This is a genomic window from Nocardia sp. NPDC059177, assembly GCF_042755165.1.
Lineage (GTDB): Bacteria > Actinomycetota > Actinomycetes > Mycobacteriales > Mycobacteriaceae > Nocardia.
This window is the reverse complement of record NZ_JBHZBX010000011.1, coordinates 191,412-207,418: the sequence shown is the minus strand read 5'-3', so window position 1 is coordinate 207,418 and position 16,007 is coordinate 191,412. Positions and strand designations below refer to the sequence as shown.

General features: G+C 67.7%; 17 protein-coding genes and 1 pseudogene. 7 read left to right on the top strand and 11 right to left on the bottom strand.

Annotation, left to right across the window (positions count from 1 at the left end; genetic code table 11):
• Positions 1-183: pseudogene (locus tag ACFXK0_RS16720) on the top strand (hypothetical protein); the annotation flags it as partial.
• 42 nt (positions 184-225) lie between these two features.
• On the top strand, positions 226-819 hold the full coding sequence (locus tag ACFXK0_RS16715) for a DUF6301 family protein (protein WP_379411179.1): 594 nt from the start codon (positions 226-228) through the stop codon (positions 817-819).
• A gap of 147 nt (positions 820-966) precedes the next feature.
• Here the strand turns inward: ACFXK0_RS16715 and ACFXK0_RS16710 are convergent, their stop codons facing one another.
• Together ACFXK0_RS16710 and ACFXK0_RS16705 are read right to left on the bottom strand one after the other, a co-directional pair.
• The gene (locus ACFXK0_RS16710) at positions 967-1,755 is read right to left on the bottom strand and encodes a hypothetical protein (RefSeq protein WP_379411178.1); all 789 of its coding nucleotides are present in this window, start codon (positions 1,753-1,755) and stop codon (positions 967-969) included.
• 226 nt (positions 1,756-1,981) lie between these two features.
• The gene (locus ACFXK0_RS16705) at positions 1,982-2,095 is read right to left on the bottom strand and encodes an Rpn family recombination-promoting nuclease/putative transposase (RefSeq protein ID WP_379411177.1); all 114 of its coding nucleotides are present in this window, start codon (positions 2,093-2,095) and stop codon (positions 1,982-1,984) included.
• 132 nt (positions 2,096-2,227) lie between these two features.
• Between ACFXK0_RS16705 and ACFXK0_RS16700 the strand changes: the two genes are divergently transcribed.
• Positions 2,228-3,370: a Fic family protein gene (locus ACFXK0_RS16700; RefSeq protein ID WP_379411176.1), complete on the top strand. Its 1,143-nt coding sequence runs from the start codon at positions 2,228-2,230 to the stop codon at positions 3,368-3,370.
• A gap of 100 nt (positions 3,371-3,470) precedes the next feature.
• On the top strand, positions 3,471-5,735 hold the full coding sequence (locus ACFXK0_RS16695; protein ID WP_379411175.1) for a thiamine pyrophosphate-dependent enzyme: 2,265 nt from the start codon (positions 3,471-3,473) through the stop codon (positions 5,733-5,735).
• Position 5,736: 1 nt separating this feature from the next.
• Here ACFXK0_RS16695 and ACFXK0_RS16690 read toward each other — a convergent pair whose 3' ends face one another.
• From ACFXK0_RS16690 to ACFXK0_RS16680, 3 genes are read right to left on the bottom strand one after another with little or no spacing between them, the layout of a single operon-like run.
• Complete coding sequence (locus ACFXK0_RS16690) at positions 5,737-6,315, bottom strand: hypothetical protein (protein ID WP_379411174.1); 579 nt, start codon at positions 6,313-6,315, stop codon at positions 5,737-5,739.
• Between the two features lie 59 nt (positions 6,316-6,374).
• Positions 6,375-6,611 carry a preprotein translocase subunit SecG gene (gene secG, locus ACFXK0_RS16685; protein WP_379411173.1) on the bottom strand — a complete coding sequence of 79 codons (237 nt, stop codon included), beginning with the start codon at positions 6,609-6,611 and terminating at the stop codon, positions 6,375-6,377.
• 34 nt (positions 6,612-6,645) lie between these two features.
• Positions 6,646-8,241, bottom strand: coding sequence for an MFS transporter (locus ACFXK0_RS16680; RefSeq protein WP_379411172.1), 1,596 nt, complete (start codon positions 8,239-8,241; stop codon positions 6,646-6,648).
• 71 nt (positions 8,242-8,312) lie between these two features.
• Between ACFXK0_RS16680 and ACFXK0_RS16675 the strand changes: the two genes are divergently transcribed.
• From ACFXK0_RS16675 to ACFXK0_RS16665, 3 genes are read left to right on the top strand one after another with little or no spacing between them, the layout of a single operon-like run.
• Entirely contained in the window at positions 8,313-8,435 is a 123-nt protein-coding gene (locus ACFXK0_RS16675; protein WP_379411170.1) for a hypothetical protein, read from the top strand.
• Positions 8,432-8,860: a nitroreductase/quinone reductase family protein gene (locus ACFXK0_RS16670; protein ID WP_379411169.1), complete on the top strand. Its 429-nt coding sequence runs from the start codon at positions 8,432-8,434 to the stop codon at positions 8,858-8,860. Before ACFXK0_RS16675 ends, ACFXK0_RS16670 begins: the two co-directional genes overlap by 4 nt.
• A gap of 55 nt (positions 8,861-8,915) precedes the next feature.
• Positions 8,916-9,704, top strand: coding sequence for an META domain-containing protein (locus tag ACFXK0_RS16665; protein WP_379411168.1), 789 nt, complete (start codon positions 8,916-8,918; stop codon positions 9,702-9,704).
• 64 nt (positions 9,705-9,768) lie between these two features.
• On the opposite strand, the gene tpiA is transcribed toward ACFXK0_RS16665, so the two are convergent.
• The 6 genes from tpiA to rapZ form a co-directional block, all read right to left on the bottom strand.
• Positions 9,769-10,554, bottom strand: coding sequence for a triose-phosphate isomerase (tpiA, locus tag ACFXK0_RS16660; protein WP_379411167.1), 786 nt, complete (start codon positions 10,552-10,554; stop codon positions 9,769-9,771).
• Between the two features lie 3 nt (positions 10,555-10,557).
• Positions 10,558-11,772, bottom strand: coding sequence for a phosphoglycerate kinase (locus ACFXK0_RS16655; RefSeq protein ID WP_379411165.1), 1,215 nt, complete (start codon positions 11,770-11,772; stop codon positions 10,558-10,560).
• A 5-nt stretch (positions 11,773-11,777) separates the two neighbouring features.
• Positions 11,778-12,794: a type I glyceraldehyde-3-phosphate dehydrogenase gene (gene gap, locus ACFXK0_RS16650; protein ID WP_379411164.1), complete on the bottom strand. Its 1,017-nt coding sequence runs from the start codon at positions 12,792-12,794 to the stop codon at positions 11,778-11,780.
• 204 nt (positions 12,795-12,998) lie between these two features.
• Entirely contained in the window at positions 12,999-13,982 is a 984-nt protein-coding gene (gene whiA / locus ACFXK0_RS16645) for a DNA-binding protein WhiA (protein WP_278264272.1), read from the bottom strand.
• A complete protein-coding gene (gene yvcK, locus ACFXK0_RS16640) occupies positions 13,973-15,019 on the bottom strand; it encodes a uridine diphosphate-N-acetylglucosamine-binding protein YvcK (RefSeq protein ID WP_379411162.1) in 1,047 nt (348 codons plus the stop codon). The genes whiA and yvcK overlap by 10 nt, the downstream gene beginning before the upstream one ends.
• Entirely contained in the window at positions 15,016-15,969 is a 954-nt protein-coding gene (rapZ, locus tag ACFXK0_RS16635; protein WP_379411161.1) for an RNase adapter RapZ, read from the bottom strand. Before rapZ ends, yvcK begins: the two co-directional genes overlap by 4 nt.
• Positions 15,970-16,007: the final 38 nt, after the last annotated feature.

Here is a 16,007-nt window from a genome sequence, read left to right as displayed (position 1 = left end):
CCGCGCCGGGGAACTCGTGACAAGGTCACCGCCGGCCGGTGGATCGTGGAGCAAACCATCGCCTTGCTCCATCAGTACCGTCGCTTGGCCATCCGGTGGGAACGTCGTACCGACATCCACTACGGGTTCATGAATCTTGGTGCGGCACTGATCTGTTGGCGACGGCTCAGCAATCGAACTTGATAGGAGCTCTATGCCCAGCTGTTCACCGCTACCCCAGGGTCGATGCCGGACCTTCTCATCTTTTCACAGATGGTTGATGCGGCACGTCGGCAGCGCCAGAATTTGGATGATATCGAACGACGCTTCGCCAAACGCCGTGCAACCGAGCAACGGATTGCCGCGAAGGTTGTCGTCGCAACCGAATTCAACTGGACCTGGACATTCGAAAACTTCCGGAGGTTCTGCGACATTGTCGGTTGGCGCGAGAGATCCGACACCGAGAGTGGCCGGATAGGGTCTGGGGGAAACCTGATTACCGATATAGACGTACGGCAGCCATCGGCAAGTTTGAAGGTCGGACAGGGTGAAGTCAAGTATTGCTTCTTCGCCGCCTTTGATACAACATCCAAACACGGCGCCGATGGTGAATTGACAGCGAAAAGCTTTCTGGAAGAACTACAATCCCTTGCTGGTGTCATCGAGTCGGTGATCGGCCCCTCACTTCGTCCACACGACGATTTGAATGCCGACAGTCCGATAACCTGGCTGTTCCCGAAAGTTGTTATCTGCCTCCGTAGATCTGCTCAGGGACTAAAAGTGTGGATGGTGAACCCAGGGTATCTCGAAGAACTCGATGCCGAATTCAAGGGTCGGTGAGGTGCTACGCCCCTTGCCTGGCCGGGGAGACTCCCTGAAGGGTGGATAAGAACTTGAGAAGGCGATTGTTTCACGGTGAGCGACCGATCGAAGTCGTGGCGGTCGCGAATGTGTCCAGTATTTCTGGAAGACCTCCGGCTGATCTGGTCAGCCCAGGACTGCTCGGGGTTCGGGGAGGTACATGCGGGCTTTGCCTTTGACGGTGCTCCACATGGCGAGGCCGATCATCGGGGTGTTCTGGGCGATGATCAGGTGGCGGGCGGTGAGGTCGACGACGGCGGGGACCACGATGGTGCCGAAGCTCGTCGGCTTGTTGGTGACGGCGGGGATGCTGGCGGGGTGGACGCGTTCGGAGATCAGGGCGGCTACCGCGCAGGCGCCGCCTTTGACGCCGAAGGCGCTGGGGCGGCGCATGGAGCGGGCGAATTCGTCTACCTGGCGGGTGAATCCGGCGACGGTGGCGGGGGTGATCTCGCCGGCGTAGCCGACGCAGACGGCCAGCTCGATCGGATTCAGGGCGGTTTTGACGACCGCGCCGACGCCGATCGTGGTCCAGACCGGGCCGACCCAGTTCTGGCTGATCTGGAGGCCGCCCATGCCCAGGTGGTGGGCGACGGCGGCGCGATAGGCCTGGACGGCGGGGCTCTCTTCCGGGCCTGCCGGTGAAGGCTGTTGTGGGGCACCGTAGTTCGGCTGTGGGCTGCCGTGGGGGTTGGGCTGAGCCTGGGGATACGGCTGCGGTGCTCCGTATCCCGGCTGCTGCTGAGGGTAGGGCTGTTGAGGTGGTGCGCCGTAAGGAGTCGGCTGGTGTTGCGGGAAGGGCTGCGGCGGCGCACCGTAATAGCCGGGCTGCTGCGGGTAAGGCTGCTGTTGCGGCGCGCCATAGGGCCCCGGCTGCTGCGGATACCCGAACTGGTGACCTGACTCGACTGACATCGCCCCTCCTCCGCCGATCTTCCCCGACCATCGGACCCTACCCGCCTGGGCTTCCGCCCGACGACGGGGTGGTCGGCTGCACGTGGCACGGAGTTGTTCAGCGGTGGTCATCAGGGCCTTCTTTCCTCGCGGCCCCAAACGATCGGCCAGGGGTTTCAGGTCCGCAACGCGCGTATCGAGATCGAGCAGCTCGGCTGTGTCCAGGGGAGCACGCTACCGACGCCGATCAGTCCCCAACATGCACAACCAATGGGATCACCGCAGGCAGGCGAGTCGCCTTCGGATGGTCTTCGAGGTGACGCTTCCAGATCAGCACCACGTACTCGAGCAGCCGCAACACTCATTAGTTATACTTTCAGACCAAAAAGTAGCACTAATCGCATCGATTACGCGCTAAGTAGCACTACACTTCAGTAGTGCTACTTTTTGCTGCCAAAGTATCACTAATCCGCGAATCGGAGGTCGGTGGTTCATGAGGCTCGATGACTTCTCGTCCGCGCAGCAGGTCAATGTGGTCCGCGCGGAGAAGGGGTATCAGGCGTTCGCTCCGCCGCCGCTACCTCCTACCGTGGCGCTCGCGCCGTCGTTGATCCGGCAGCTCTCGACCGCGGATCGGGCCGTCGGTGAGCTCGCGGGGCTGGGACGCAGTCTGCCGAGTCCTGAGTTGTTCGGGCGGGCGCTGGTGCGGCGTGAGGCGGTGCTGTCCAGCCGGATCGAGGGCACTGTCGCTTCGCTGTCCGATGTCGCGATGTACGAGGCGGAACGGCCGGCCAAGCCCGCCGGGGACGTGCAGGAGGTGTTCAACTACATGAGCGCCATGGACCACCTGCTCGACACCGAGCGCAGGTTGCCGTTGAGTTTGCCGTTGCTGCGCGAGGCACACCAGATCCTGATGACCGGGGTGCGGGGAGGTCACGCCACGCCGGGCGAGTTCCGGCGCAGCCAGAACTGGATCGGGCCGCCCGGTTCCACGATCTCGACCGCGACGTATGTGCCGCCACCGCCGGAACTGATGTGGTCACGGCTGGACGCGTTCGAGAAGTACCTGCACGTCGACGGTGAATTCCCACCGCTGCTGGCCATCGCGGCGGCGCATTACCAGTTCGAGGCGATCCATCCGTTCATCGACGGCAACGGCCGGATCGGGCGGTTGCTGGTGGTCCTGCTGCTGGTGGAATGGGGGCTGCTGCCCGCGCCACTGCTGGATCTGTCCGCCTACATCGAACCTCGGCGTGACCGGTACTACGAGGGACTGCTGCGGGTGTCGACCGAGGGCGATTGGCACGGATGGTTCGCCTTCTTCCTGGAGGTGATCGAGAAGCAGGCCCGCGACAGCCTGGCCAGGGCGGTCCGGCTCGACGCCCTGCGCTCGGAACTGCGCGCCCGCGTCGCCACCGCCCGGTCGTCGGGTCTGCTGCCGGTACTGGTGGACGAGCTGTTCCGGGCGCCGGTGATCAGTATCAATATCGCCAAGGCGGCGCTCGGGGTGACGCATCGCGCCGCCACGGCCAATATCGAAAAACTCGTTGCGGCCGGCATTCTCGTCGAGGTGACGAGGGGCAGGCAGCGCTTCTTCGCCGCGCCGGAGGTGCTCGATGTCATGGGCGGCGGCTGAGGTTGCCGGGAGGCGGCTGGATAAGCCGCGTATCCGGGTCAGGGGCCACTAGCATCGAGGTATCGGACGTCGACTCGACTGCGGGCGAGGAGCTGGTGCGATGGGCGAGGTGGCGCGCGGGTCGCTGGATCTGGACGCGGCATTCCGGGCGGCGTTGGCGGGGCTGGTGGTGTCCGCCGATGTCGACGACGCGATCGATGCCGCGTTCGGGCTGGAATTGTTCGAATCGCAGGTCACCAGTAGGCATCTCGATCTGGTGGCGCGGCGGTTGGGGGCGGCGCGGCAGGGGTTCTACAGCATCGGGTCGTCGGGGCACGAGGGGAACGCGGCGGTGGCGGCGGCCTCGCGAGTCGATGATCCGGCGTTGCTGCACTACCGGTCGGGGGCGTTCTTCGTGCAGCGGTGCCGACGGGTGGCGGGGGTGGATCCGGTGCGGGATGTGCTGCTCGGGGTGGTAGCGGCCGCGGCGGATCCGATGTCCGGGGGCAGGCACAAGGTGTTCGGGAGTGCGCGGGCGGCGATCATTCCGCAGACCTCGACGATCGCTTCGCATCTGCCGCGGGCGGTCGGGTTGGCGTTCGCGCTGGATCGGGCTGCGCGGCTGGGGGTTTCGTGCCCGTGGCCGGGCGACGCGGTGGTGGTGTGCAGTTTCGGGGACGCTTCGGCCAATCACTCGACGGCGACGGGTGCGATCAACGCGGCGGTGCACGCCGCGCATCAGGGGGTGCCGATGCCGGTGTTGTTCGTGTGTGAGGACAACGGGATCGGGATCAGTGTGCCGACGCCGCCGGACTGGATCGAGCGGGCGTACGGCCCGCGGCCGGGACTCACCTATCTGGCGGCCGACGGGACGGATCTGCCCGAGGCACTGGGTGCCGCCGAGGACGCGGTCGAGATCGTGCGTTCCTGGCGGGTGCCGGTGTTCCTGCATCTGCGGACGGTGCGCCTCGGTGGGCACGCAGGGTCGGATGTGGAGGCGAGCTATCGCGGTCCGGCGGAGATCGCGGCCGACCTCGCCCGTGATCCGTTGCTCGGCACGGCTCGCTACCTGATCGCGGCGGGTATCGCCGATGCCGGCGAACTGCTGGCCCGATACGAGCGGATCGGCGAGCGGGTGCGGGAAGTCGGTGCTCAGGTTGTCCGCGAAGCCCGGCTCGATTCGGCGGCCGCGGTGATGAGGCCCCTGGTACAGGCCAGGCCCGGGATTGTTCGGGATGATGTGATGCGATCGAGCGCCCCGAGCACAGATCGCGACGCGGACCGGACCGCCATGGGCCGGACCGGCACAGACCAGGCCATCGCGGGCCGGACCGACGCGACGACGCAAAGTCCATCAGTTTCCACTGCCCAGAGCGCCGGCGAGCAACCGATGACGCTGGCACAGGCGATCAACCATACTTTGGGCGAACTTCTGGACCGCGACCCGGACGTGCTCGTCTTCGGTGAGGATGTCGGCCGCAAAGGCGGGGTCTACGGCGTGACGAAGGGGCTGCGGAAACGGTTCGGAGCTCGGCGGGTATTCGATACCTTGCTCGACGAGCAGGCGATTCTCGGCACCGCGCTCGGCACCGCGCTGGCCGGGTTCGTGCCGGTGCCGGAGATCCAGTATCTCGCCTATGTGCACAATGCCGCCGATCAGATCCGGGGTGAGGCGGCGACCTTGCCGTTCTTCTCGAACGGGCAGTTCCGGAATCCGATGGTGGTGCGGATCGCGGGGCTCGCGTATCAGAAGGGGTTCGGGGGCCACTTCCACAACGACGATTCCCTTGCGGCGCTGCGGGATATCCCCGGGGTCGTGGTGGCGGTGCCCGCGCGGGCCGATGACGCGGCGGCTCTGTTGCGGACGTGTGTGTCGGCGGCACGGGTGGACGGTCGCGTGTGCTTGTTCGTCGAACCGATCGCGCTGTACCACACCAGGGATCTGTATCCGGGAGACGAATCCTGGCTGGCAGTACCGACCGGTGAGCACGTCCCGATCGGGAGCGCCCGGGTGTATGGAGATGGCACGGACCTCACGATCGTCACCTTCGGCAACGGGGTGCCGATGAGCCTGCGCGTCGCGGATCGCCTTGCCGCCCAAGGTATTCACGTGCGGGTGCTCGATCTGCGCTGGCTGAATCCGCTGCCGGTCGATGATCTGCTGCGGCATGCAGAGGCGACCGGGCGGGTGCTGGTCGCCGACGAGACCCGGCGCGGCGGCGGGGTGTCGGAGTCGGTGTTCGCGGCGCTGATCGACACCGGCTATCGGGGTGCGCTCGCCCGGGTCACCAGCGAGGACAGCTTCGTTCCGCTGGGACCGGCCGCCGACACGGTACTGCTGAGCGAAGCGGCCATCGAGGCAGGCGCTCGGCGGCTACTCGACTGACTCAGGTCGAGAAGGAGTACCAGGGTCCTTCCTGGTGCCGGTATCGCTCGTCGTATTCGTGTTGCGGTGCGGGTGGTTCGCCGTGGGGCATGTAGGCGAAGCCGGCGGGACCGATCAGCCCGTAGCCGGGGACGGTCAGCAGGCACCCGTTGTCCTCGGCCCTGATCGTGCTGACTTCGTAGACCCCGATACGGCGGTCACCGTCGGCGGGTGAGCAGGCGATGGCCGCCCGTTCGAGCGCCGACTCCGACAGCCACCAGCCGAGGTCCTTCGGTATCCCGCTCCACACGAGTCCGGCGGTGAACACCACCACGGCCGGTGCGGCGAGACTGACCCAGCCGGCGCGGTAGGCGATCAGCCCCACCAGCGACCACACCGCCCACACCAAACCCGTGCAGGCGAGCGCGAACGCCGTCAGCAGCAACAGGCCGAGATCGCCGTGGCTGAGCATCAACCACACCACGGCCAGACAACACACGACGGTGACCGCGACGATCACACCCGATGCGATCAGCCACCACCGTGGCGGTCGCCGCTTCGTCTCCCCTACGCCGGCAGCCTCGACTCCCCCAGAGCTCATGAAGACACCCTACCGATCGGCGCGAGCAGATCGATAGGGCGCGACAGTGCGGGCGGCGATCAGGAGCCGAACTTGATCTCCAGGCCGATGCCGAGAATCGCGATCAGCCAGACCAGGCCGACGAAGATGGTGATGCGGTCGAGGTTCTTCTCGACGACGGTGGAACCCGACAGGCTCGACTGCACGCCGCCGCCGAAGAGGCTGGACAGGCCGCCGCCCTTGGCGCGGTGCAGCAGCACCAGCAGCACCAACAGCACGCTGGTGATCACAAGGAGGATATCGAGGAACAGCGACATGGCGTTCATCCTAGGTGGTCGGCGGCCGACTGGTCTAACCAGGCTCGACCGCGACCAGGTGGGAGACGGTGTGGGGGCCGGCCGAATAGTGCGCGACGGTCTCCTCGATCTCGCGGTCACGGGCGGTCAGCCGAACCTGATGCTGATGCATGTGCTCGGCCCAGGACCGCACCACGAACGCCTCGACATACCGGTCGACGACGCCGACATCGCGGTAGAGCCGCCATTCCATCGCGCCGGTGCGCTGCCGGGAGCGGCCGACCATCGCCATCGACACGGTGAACGCGGCCACCTCGGCGGCGGGCACGTCGTAGCCGCGCATCACCAGGACCGGGCCGTCCTCGGCCTCGGGTTCGACGACGAGCTGCGGTTCCGGCCAGAACGCGGCGGGCGAGAGGTCGATGTCCTCGACATTGTGCCGGATCGGCCACCACACCGTGCTCACCGCGCAGCAGGCCAGCAGGCCCGCCGCGACGAGCAGCGCCGTCACCGCGCCGTACGCGCCGGCGACCAGGCCCCACAGCAACGAGCCGATCGCCTGCCCGCCCATGAACACCAGCATGTAGACCGACAGCCCGCGGGCGCGCACCCAGGCCGGCAGCAGCAGCTGCATGGTGGAGTTCAGCGTCGCCATGGCCAGCAGCCAGGCCAGACCGGCGCCGACCAGCAGCACGAGTACCAGCACCACGCTGTGCACCAGCGCGGTGGCGACCGCGCCCATGCCGAACAGCACCGCGGCCAGCGCGAGCCGCTGGGTCGGGGTGAACAGCACCCGCAGCCGCGACAGACCCAGCGCGCCGCAGACCGCGCCGAGCCCGAGCGCACCGAGCAGCAGACCGTAACCGTCGGAGGCCAGCCCGAGCCGATCGTGCGCGATCACCGGCAGCAGCGACCACACCGCGCTGGCCGGGGCGATGAACAGGATCGCGCGGAACAGCACCCGCCGGATCGAGGGGGCCGCGCGGATGAACCGGGTGCCCGCCTGCAACGCGGCCAGCGGGCGCTCGCTGGGCAGGATGTGCGGGCTGGTCTGCCAGGTCGACACCAGCAGCACGGCCACGATGCCGACGAACGACAGCGTATTGAAGGCGAAGACCACCGTCGGCCCGGCGACCGCCACGATCACCCCGGCGACGGCGGGCCCGACCGCGCGTCCGATATTGACGCTCATGCTGCCCAAGGCCGCGGCCGAGGAGATCTGTTCGCGCGGGACCAGTTCGGGCTGGATCGCCTGCCAGGCCGGCGCGGTGAGCGCCTGCCCGCAGCCGAGCAGGAACAGCAGCATCAGCAGCACCGCGGGCGTGGTGTGCCCGGTGGCGGTGAAGAGGGTGAGGGTGAGCGAGGCCAGGGCCATGGCGGTCTGGGCCCCGATCAGCAGCCGGCGCCGGTCGACCAGATCGGCCAGCACCCCGGACGGGATGGACAGCAACATCACCGGTAACGCGAGCGCGGTCTGCACGAACGACACCAGCGCCGCCGCGTTGGGCTGGTCGACCAGGATCCACTGCGCGCCGACCGTCTGCATCCACGTGCCCAGATTCGACACCAGCTGCGCGATCCACAGCGCCCGGTACACCGGCGAACGCAACGGCGCCCAGGTCGATATCGGTGTCGCCGGCGCGCTGTTCACCCGCCGAGCATATCCCCGGCGACCGCGCCGCGGACGTGTCGGCGGGGCGGGCGTCGCCGCACGATCGGCGGATGGGTTTCCCGCACGACGCGCGGAATTCCGGTTGGAACGCGCTGTTCGGCACCGGCTTTCCCCGGCACGCCGAGGCGGCTCGCCCCGGCGCGGCGCCACCGACGGCAGAATTCGGCCCATGAGCACACCAGAGGACTGGAACACGAAGATCATCGCCGAGTTCCGCGCCAACGAAGGCCGGGTGGGTGGCAACTTCGAGGGCGCGCCGATGCTGCTGATCCACCATCGTGGTCGCAAGTCCGGTCGTGAACTCGTCACTCCGACGATGTATCTGGCCGACGACAACGACCCGGACACCATCTACGTCTTCGCCAGCAAAGCGGGCGCACCGACCAATCCGGCCTGGTACTACAACCTGACGGCCGCGGGCAGCGCCCGGGTGGAGCGCGGTACCGAGACCTATCCGGTGACCGTCGCGGAGGTCACCGGCCAGACCCGCGACCGGATCTACGCCGAACAGGCCAGCCGGTATCCGGGGTTCGCCGGGTATGCGGAGAAGACCGCGGGTATTCGCACCATCCCGGTCCTGGCCCTGGCCCGCACCTGACCGACACCCGTCGTCCGTGCCGGGAACCGCGGATTCCGGCACGTACGATGGCCCCATGTCGGCAACTCTGCTCCGCCTCGCCGCGCTGTGTGTGCTGGCCACCGCTGCGGCCACCGCGTGTTCGTCCGCCGATTCCGGCGACACAAGCGAGAACACCGCGACCCCGATGGGCCACACCTACATCTCGACCGAGGTCGACGGCGACACCATTCCCGGCGGCGGCCCGATGACCCTCACCTTCGCCGACGGGCGCATCTCGGCCAATTCCGGCTGCAACACCGCCAGCGGCACCGTCGACCTGACCGACCACATCCTGAAGACCTCGCAGCTCGCGGGCACCCTGATGGGCTGCGCCGGGGACAAGGGCCGCGCCGACGGCTGGCAGAGCTCCTTCCTGGAGTCCGGGCCGCGCTGGCGCATCGACGGCGACGACCTCGTACTGACCGGCGAGACGGTGACCGTGCATCTCACCGACAAGAAGGTGGTGAGCCCGGACAAGCCGCTGACCGGCACCACCTGGATCGTCACCACCATGCTCACCCCGCAGGGCCAGATCCGGTCCACCGTGCTCGACGAGGTGAGCCCGAACCTCACCATCGGCGCGGGCGGCACCGTCTCCGGCACAGCCGGGTGCAACCGCATCACCGGCACCGCGGGGGTCGGCCCCGGCGACGCGGTGAACTTCGCCGTCGCCACCACCCGGATGATGTGCGCACCCGAGGTGATGGAGGTCGAGCAGAACGTGTTGCAGGCACTCGACGGCCGCACCACCGCCACCGTCGACGCCGACGAACTCACCCTGCGCAACGACAACGGGTACGGCCTGGTGCTGCGCGCACAGTAGCGACGAAAGGCGAAGGGCCGGAAACCGATTCGTCGGTTTCCGGCCCTTCGTAGTCGTTACCCGATCAGGGCAGCGGACCGCCTGCGGCGATCGCCGACAGGGTGGCGAACTCGTCACCCTTGAGCGAAGCGCCACCGACCAGCGCGCCGTCGATATCGGTCTGGCCGACCAGCTCGCCGACGTTCTTGGCGTTGACCGAACCGCCGTAGAGCACCCGCACACCCGCGGCGACCTCCGGCGAGGCCAGCTTCTCCAGCTCGCCACGGATCGCGCCGCACACTTCCTGCGCGTCGGCCGCCGAGGCGACCTTGCCGGTGCCGATGGCCCAGACCGGCTCGTAGGCGATGACGACCTTCGAGATCTCCTCGGCCGACAGGCCCTTCAGCGAACCACGCAGCTGCTCGAGGTTGTACTCGACATGTGTGCCTGCCTCGCGGACACCGAGACCCTCGCCGATGCAGACGATCGGGGTGATCTCGTACTTCAGCGCCTGCTTGGCCTTGGCCAGCACGGTCGCGTCGTCCTCGCTGTGGTACTGCCTGCGCTCGGAATGCCCGACCACCACGTAGGTGCAGCCGAGTTTGGCCAGCATCGGTGCGCTGACCTCACCGGTGTAGGCGCCGGAATCGTGGGTCGAGACATCCTGCGCGCCATAGGTGAGCAGGAGCTTGTCCCCCTCGACCAGCGACTGGACGCTGCGGAGATCGGTGAACGGCGGGATGACCGCCACGTCGACCTTCGCGAAGTACTTCTCCGGCAGCGCGAAGGCCACCTTCTGCACCAACGCGATGGCCTCGAGGTGGTTGAGGTTCATCTTCCAGTTGCCCGCGATCAGCGGTTTACGTGCCATCGTTCAGCCCTCCAGCACCGAAATACCGGGCAGCTCTTTGCCTTCCAGGTATTCCAGGGACGCGCCACCACCGGTGGAGATGTGCGAGAAACCGTCGTCGGGCAGTCCGAGGGTGCGCACGGCCGCGGCCGAGTCACCACCGCCGACGACCGTGAACGCGCCCTTGCCGGTCGCGGTCACGATGGCCTCGGCCACGCCACGGGTGCCCGCGGCGAACTTCTCGAACTCGAACACGCCCATCGGGCCGTTCCAGAACACGGTCTTGGCCTCGGTCAGCAGCGCGGCGAACCGGGCCACCGACTCGGGGCCGATGTCCAGGCCCATCCAGCCGTCGGGGATCTCGGTCGCCGCGACGGTCTTGCTCTCGGCGTCGGCGGCGAACTTGTCGGCCGCCACGATGTCGACCGGCAGGTGCAGCACATCGCCGAAGCGCTCGAGCAGGCTCTTGCAGGTGTCGATCATCTCTTCCTGCAGCAGCGAGGTGCCCACCGAAACGCCCTGTGCGGCAAGGAAGGTGAAGCACATGCCGCCACCGATGACCAGGGTGTCGACCTTGGGGGCCAGCGCCTCGATCACGGCGAGCTTGTCGGAGACCTTGGAGCCGCCGAGCACCACCGCGTAGGGGCGGGCCGGGTCCTCGGTGAGCTTGCGCAGCACGTCCACCTCGGCGGCGACCAGCGTGCCCGCGTAGTGCGGGAGCTGCTGGGCGACGTCGTAGACCGAGGCCTGCTTGCGGTGCACCACACCGAAACCGTCGGAGACGAACGCGCCGTCGTCGCCGACCAGTTCGACGAAGGCAGTGGCCAGCTTGGCGCGCTGCGCGTCGTCCTTGCTGGTCTCGCGCGGGTCGAAGCGCACGTTCTCGAGCAGCAGCACGTCGCCGTCGGTGAGGCCTTCCGAGCGCGAGAGCGCGTCGTAGCCCACCACGTCACCGGCCAGCTGGACGTTGCGGCCCAGCAGCTCGGCCAGTTTCGTGGCCACGGGGGCCAGCGAGAACTTGGCGTCGGGCTCGCCCTTGGGGCGGCCCAGGTGGGCCATCACGACCACCTTGGCGCCGGCCTCGACCAGGGCCTGGATGGTGGGGACCGAGGCGATGATGCGGCCCGGGTCGGTGATCTGGCCCTGGTCGTCGAGGGGCACGTTCAGGTCGGAGCGCACGAGCACGCCCCGGCCTTCCACACCCTCGGCCAGCAGATCCTGCAGTGTCTGGACTGTCATCGGGTTCAGAGCGACTTGCCGACGAGATCGACCAGGTTGGCCAGGCGGTTGGAGTAGCCCCACTCGTTGTCGTACCAGGACACGACCTTGACCTCGTTGCCGATGACCTTGGTCAGCGGCGCGTCGTAGATCGAGGAGTGCGGGTCGGTGACGATGTCGCTCGACACGATCGGGTCCTCGTTGTACTTGAGGATGCCCTTCATCGGCCCCTCGGCGGCGGCCTTCATCGCGGCGTTGATCTCGTCGATGGTGGCGGCCTTGGTCAGGGTCGCGGTCAGGTCGGTGACCGAGCCGGTCGGGACCGGAACACGCAGCGCGTAGCCGTCGAGCTTGCCCTGCAGCTCGGGCAGCACCAGGCCGATGGCCTTGGCGGCACCGGTGCCGGTCGGCACGATGTTCAGGGCAGCGGCGCGGGCGCGACGCAGGTCCTTGTGCGGCGCGTCCTGCAGGTTCTGGTCCTGGGTGTAGGCGTGGATGGTGGTCATCAGACCCTGCTCGATGCCGAACGAGTCCTGCAGGACCTTCGCGATCGGGCCGAGGCAGTTGGTGGTGCACGAGGCGTTGGAGATGATGTTCTGGCTGCCGTCGTACTTGTCGTCGTTGACGCCCATCACGATGGTGATGTCGTCGCCGGTGGCGGGCGCGGAGATGATGACCTTCTTGGCGCCGGCGGACAGGTGACCCTTGGCCTTCTCGGCGGCGGTGAAGATGCCGGTCGACTCGACGACCACGTCGACGTTCAGGTCCGCCCACGGCAGGGCCGAGGGGCCCTCCTTGATCGCGAGCGCCTTGATGCGCTGCTCGCCGACCACGATGGTGTCGCCGTCGACGGAGACGTCCTGCGGCAGCCGACCCAGGATGGAGTCGTACTTCAGCAGCGTGGCGAGGGTGTTGATGTCGGTGAGGTCGTTGACCGCGACGATCTCGATATCGGTCTTGCCGACAGCCTTCAGCGCCTCCACCGCACGGAAGAAGTTACGTCCGATACGACCGAAGCCGTTGATACCTACCCGGACAGTCACGTTATCGCTCCTCAGCTTTCAAGCGGATTCATTCCGACCGTCACCACACTAGTAGCCACCTGGCGAGATCACGACAGCCACCTGCGAATTGTGAGGTTCAGGTCCCCGACCTGCGGGGACCCAGAATAAAGGGCAGAGCGGTCATGCATGACCGCTCTGCCCGGAACGTCGGATTCGCCACAGCGGGTGGCGAATGCCCGGCGTTTATGCGTCGTCGAGCAGCTCCGCCGTCACGGCCGACTCGGTATCGGGGATACCGAGGTCCTTGGCCCGGCGATCGGCCATCGACAGCAACCGCCGGATCCGTCCGGCCACCGCGTCTTTGGTCATCGGCGGGTCGGCCAGCTGGCCGAGTTCCTCGAGCGAGGCCTGCCGGTGCTGCACGCGCAGCTTGCCCGCCGCGGCGAGATGATCCGGCACATCGTCGGCGAGGATCTCCAGCGCGCGTTCCACCCGGGCGGCCGCCGCGACGGCCGCGCGCGCGGACCGGCGCAGGTTGGCGTCGTCGAAGTTGGCCAGACGGTTGGCCGTGGCCCGCACCTCGCGGCGCATCCGCCGTTCCTCCCAGGTCAGGCGAGTGTCCTGGGCACCCATCCTGGTCAGCAGCGCGCCGATCGCCTCACCGTCACGCACCACGACCCGGTCGGTGCCACGCACCTCGCGAGCCTTCGCGGTGATCCCGAGCCGCCGGGCCGCGCCGACCAGCGCCAGCGCCGCCTCCGGGCCGGGGCAGCTCACCTCGAGCGCCGAGGACCGCCCCGGCTCGGTGAGCGAACCGTGCGCGAGAAACGCGCCACGCCAGGCCGCTTCGGCATCGCCGATGCTGCCGCCGACCACCTGCGCGGGCAGCCCGCGCACCGGCCTGCCACGCACGTCGAGCAGTCCGGTCTGGCGCGCCAGCGCCTCGCCTTCCTTCGACACCCGCACCACATAGCGGGAGGTCTTACGCAACCCACCCGCACCGAGCACATGCACATCGGAGCCGTATCCGTAGAGCTCGAAGATCTCCCGGCGCAGTCGCCGGGCGATGGAACCCATGTCCACCTCGGCTTCCACGATCACCCTGCCCCCGACGATGTGCAAGCCACCCGCGAACCGCAGCAACGCCGACAGCTCCGCCTTGCGCGAGCTGACCTGCGACACCACGAGCCTGCTCAGCTCGTCCTTCACCTCGGCTGTCATCGCCACGAGACGCGCTCCTTTCCCACCGACCCGGAACGCACATCCGATCCCGTGTGCCGTCCCTCGACTCGAAGCCCTGCCAGTTGCGGCCGCGGCGACCGGATCACCTGATCCAGTGCGGCGGCAAGTTTTCCGGGATGATGCCGATCCGTCCCCGGCTCGGCAACATCGCAGAACGTTACCCGTGCACGCAACTGTTCGGCGGCTCTTGCCACATGTTCCCGTTGCCGCCCCTCGGGCACCGACGCCGAGTCGACAAGCACGTCATCGACCGCGAAATCCGGTGCGTGCTGGGACAATACATGCAGATGACGCTCCGCGGAAAAGCCGGCGGTCTCCCCGGGTTCCGCGGCCAGATTCAACACGAGCACCTTGCGCGCCGCGGTGCGCACCAGGGTTTCGTGCAACTCGGGTACCAGCACGTGCGGAATGACGCTGGTGAACCACGAACCAGGCCCGAGCACAACGACATCCGCGCGCTCGATGGCCGCGGTCGCCTCCGGGCTGGCCGGCGGGTCGGACGGAATCAGCCGCACCCGCCGGACCTTACCCGGCGTGGTCGCCACCGCAACCTGACCGCGCACACACCGGCCGATCCGCGGATCCGATTCCAGGCCAGACACTTCGGCCTCGATGTCGAGCGGTATCGGCGACATCGGCAGTACCCGGCCGGTGATCCGCAGCAGCTCGCCCACCGTGTCCAGCGCGGCGACTGGGTCGCCGAGGACATCGGTGAGCCCGGCCAGGATCAGATTGCCCACCGAGTGCCCGGCCAGCGCGCCCGAACCGCCGAAGCGGTGCTGCACCGTCGTGGTCCACACGCCCTCGGCGTCCTCGGACAGCGCGGCCAGCGCCATCCGCAGGTCGCCGGGCGGGAGCATGCCCAGTTCGCCGCGCAATCTGCCCGAGGAGCCGCCGTCGTCGGCGACGGTGACCACGGCGGTGATCTGCCTGGTCAGCCTGCGTACCGCGGTCAATGTCGCGTACAGCCCGTGTCCGCCGCCCAGCGCGACGACGGCTGGGTCGGTGTCGGATCCGCTCATTCGCGCCCCAGATCCCGGTGCACCACACGGACGACGTCGACCGCCGTGTGCCCGGAGTCGGCGCCGATGCGCTCACCGAGCGCCTCGGCGATCGCCACGCTGCGGTGCTTACCGCCGGTGCACCCCACTGCCACCGTCATGTATCGCTTCCCCTCTTGGCGGTATCCCGTCGTGGTCAGGTCGACCAGGTGCTTGCCGGTCTGCAGGTAGTCCTGCGCGCCCGGCCCCGACAACACGTAGTCGCTGACCACCAATTCCTGTCCGGTGTGTTCCCGCAGTTCGGGAATCCAATGCGGATTGGGCAGGAATCGCACGTCGAGGATCATGTCGGCGTCGAGGGGAACACCGTACTTGAAGCCGAACGATTGCACGGTCAGTTGCAGTGCCGCTGGCGCGCCAGCACCGTATGCCTCCTCCAGCTTGCGGTGCAGCTGGTGGATCGACAGCTCGGTGGTATCGATGACGAGGTCGGCCGCGGCCTTCACCGAGGACAGCCTGACCCGCTCGGCGGTGATACCGGCCGAGAGCGTGCCGTCGGGGCTGTCGCTCTGTAGCGGATGCCTGCGCCTGGCGAAACCGAAGCGCCTGATCAGCACGTCGTCGGAGGCCTCGAGGAACAGCACGCGCGTGCGGATGCCCGCGGTGCGCAGCTGTTCGGTCACCCCGGACAGGTCGCCGGTGAAGAAGCGGCTTCGCACGTCCATGACCAGCGCGAGCCGCCGGACCGGCGGGTCGGCCGCGGCGCCGAGTTCGATCATCCGCCCGATCAGCTCGGGCGGCAGGTTGTCGGTCACGTACCAGCCGAGATCTTCCAGCACGCGCGCGGCAGTGCCGCGGCCCGCGCCGGACAAGCCGGTCACGATGACCACTTCTACTGGTTGCTGTGTATCGGTGACAGCTCCGGACTGTCCGGGTGCCCCCACATTGTTGTTCGATTCGACGCGTGTCATGTCCTACCGGATCCGTTTCTGGGTGCCTTTCGATCATC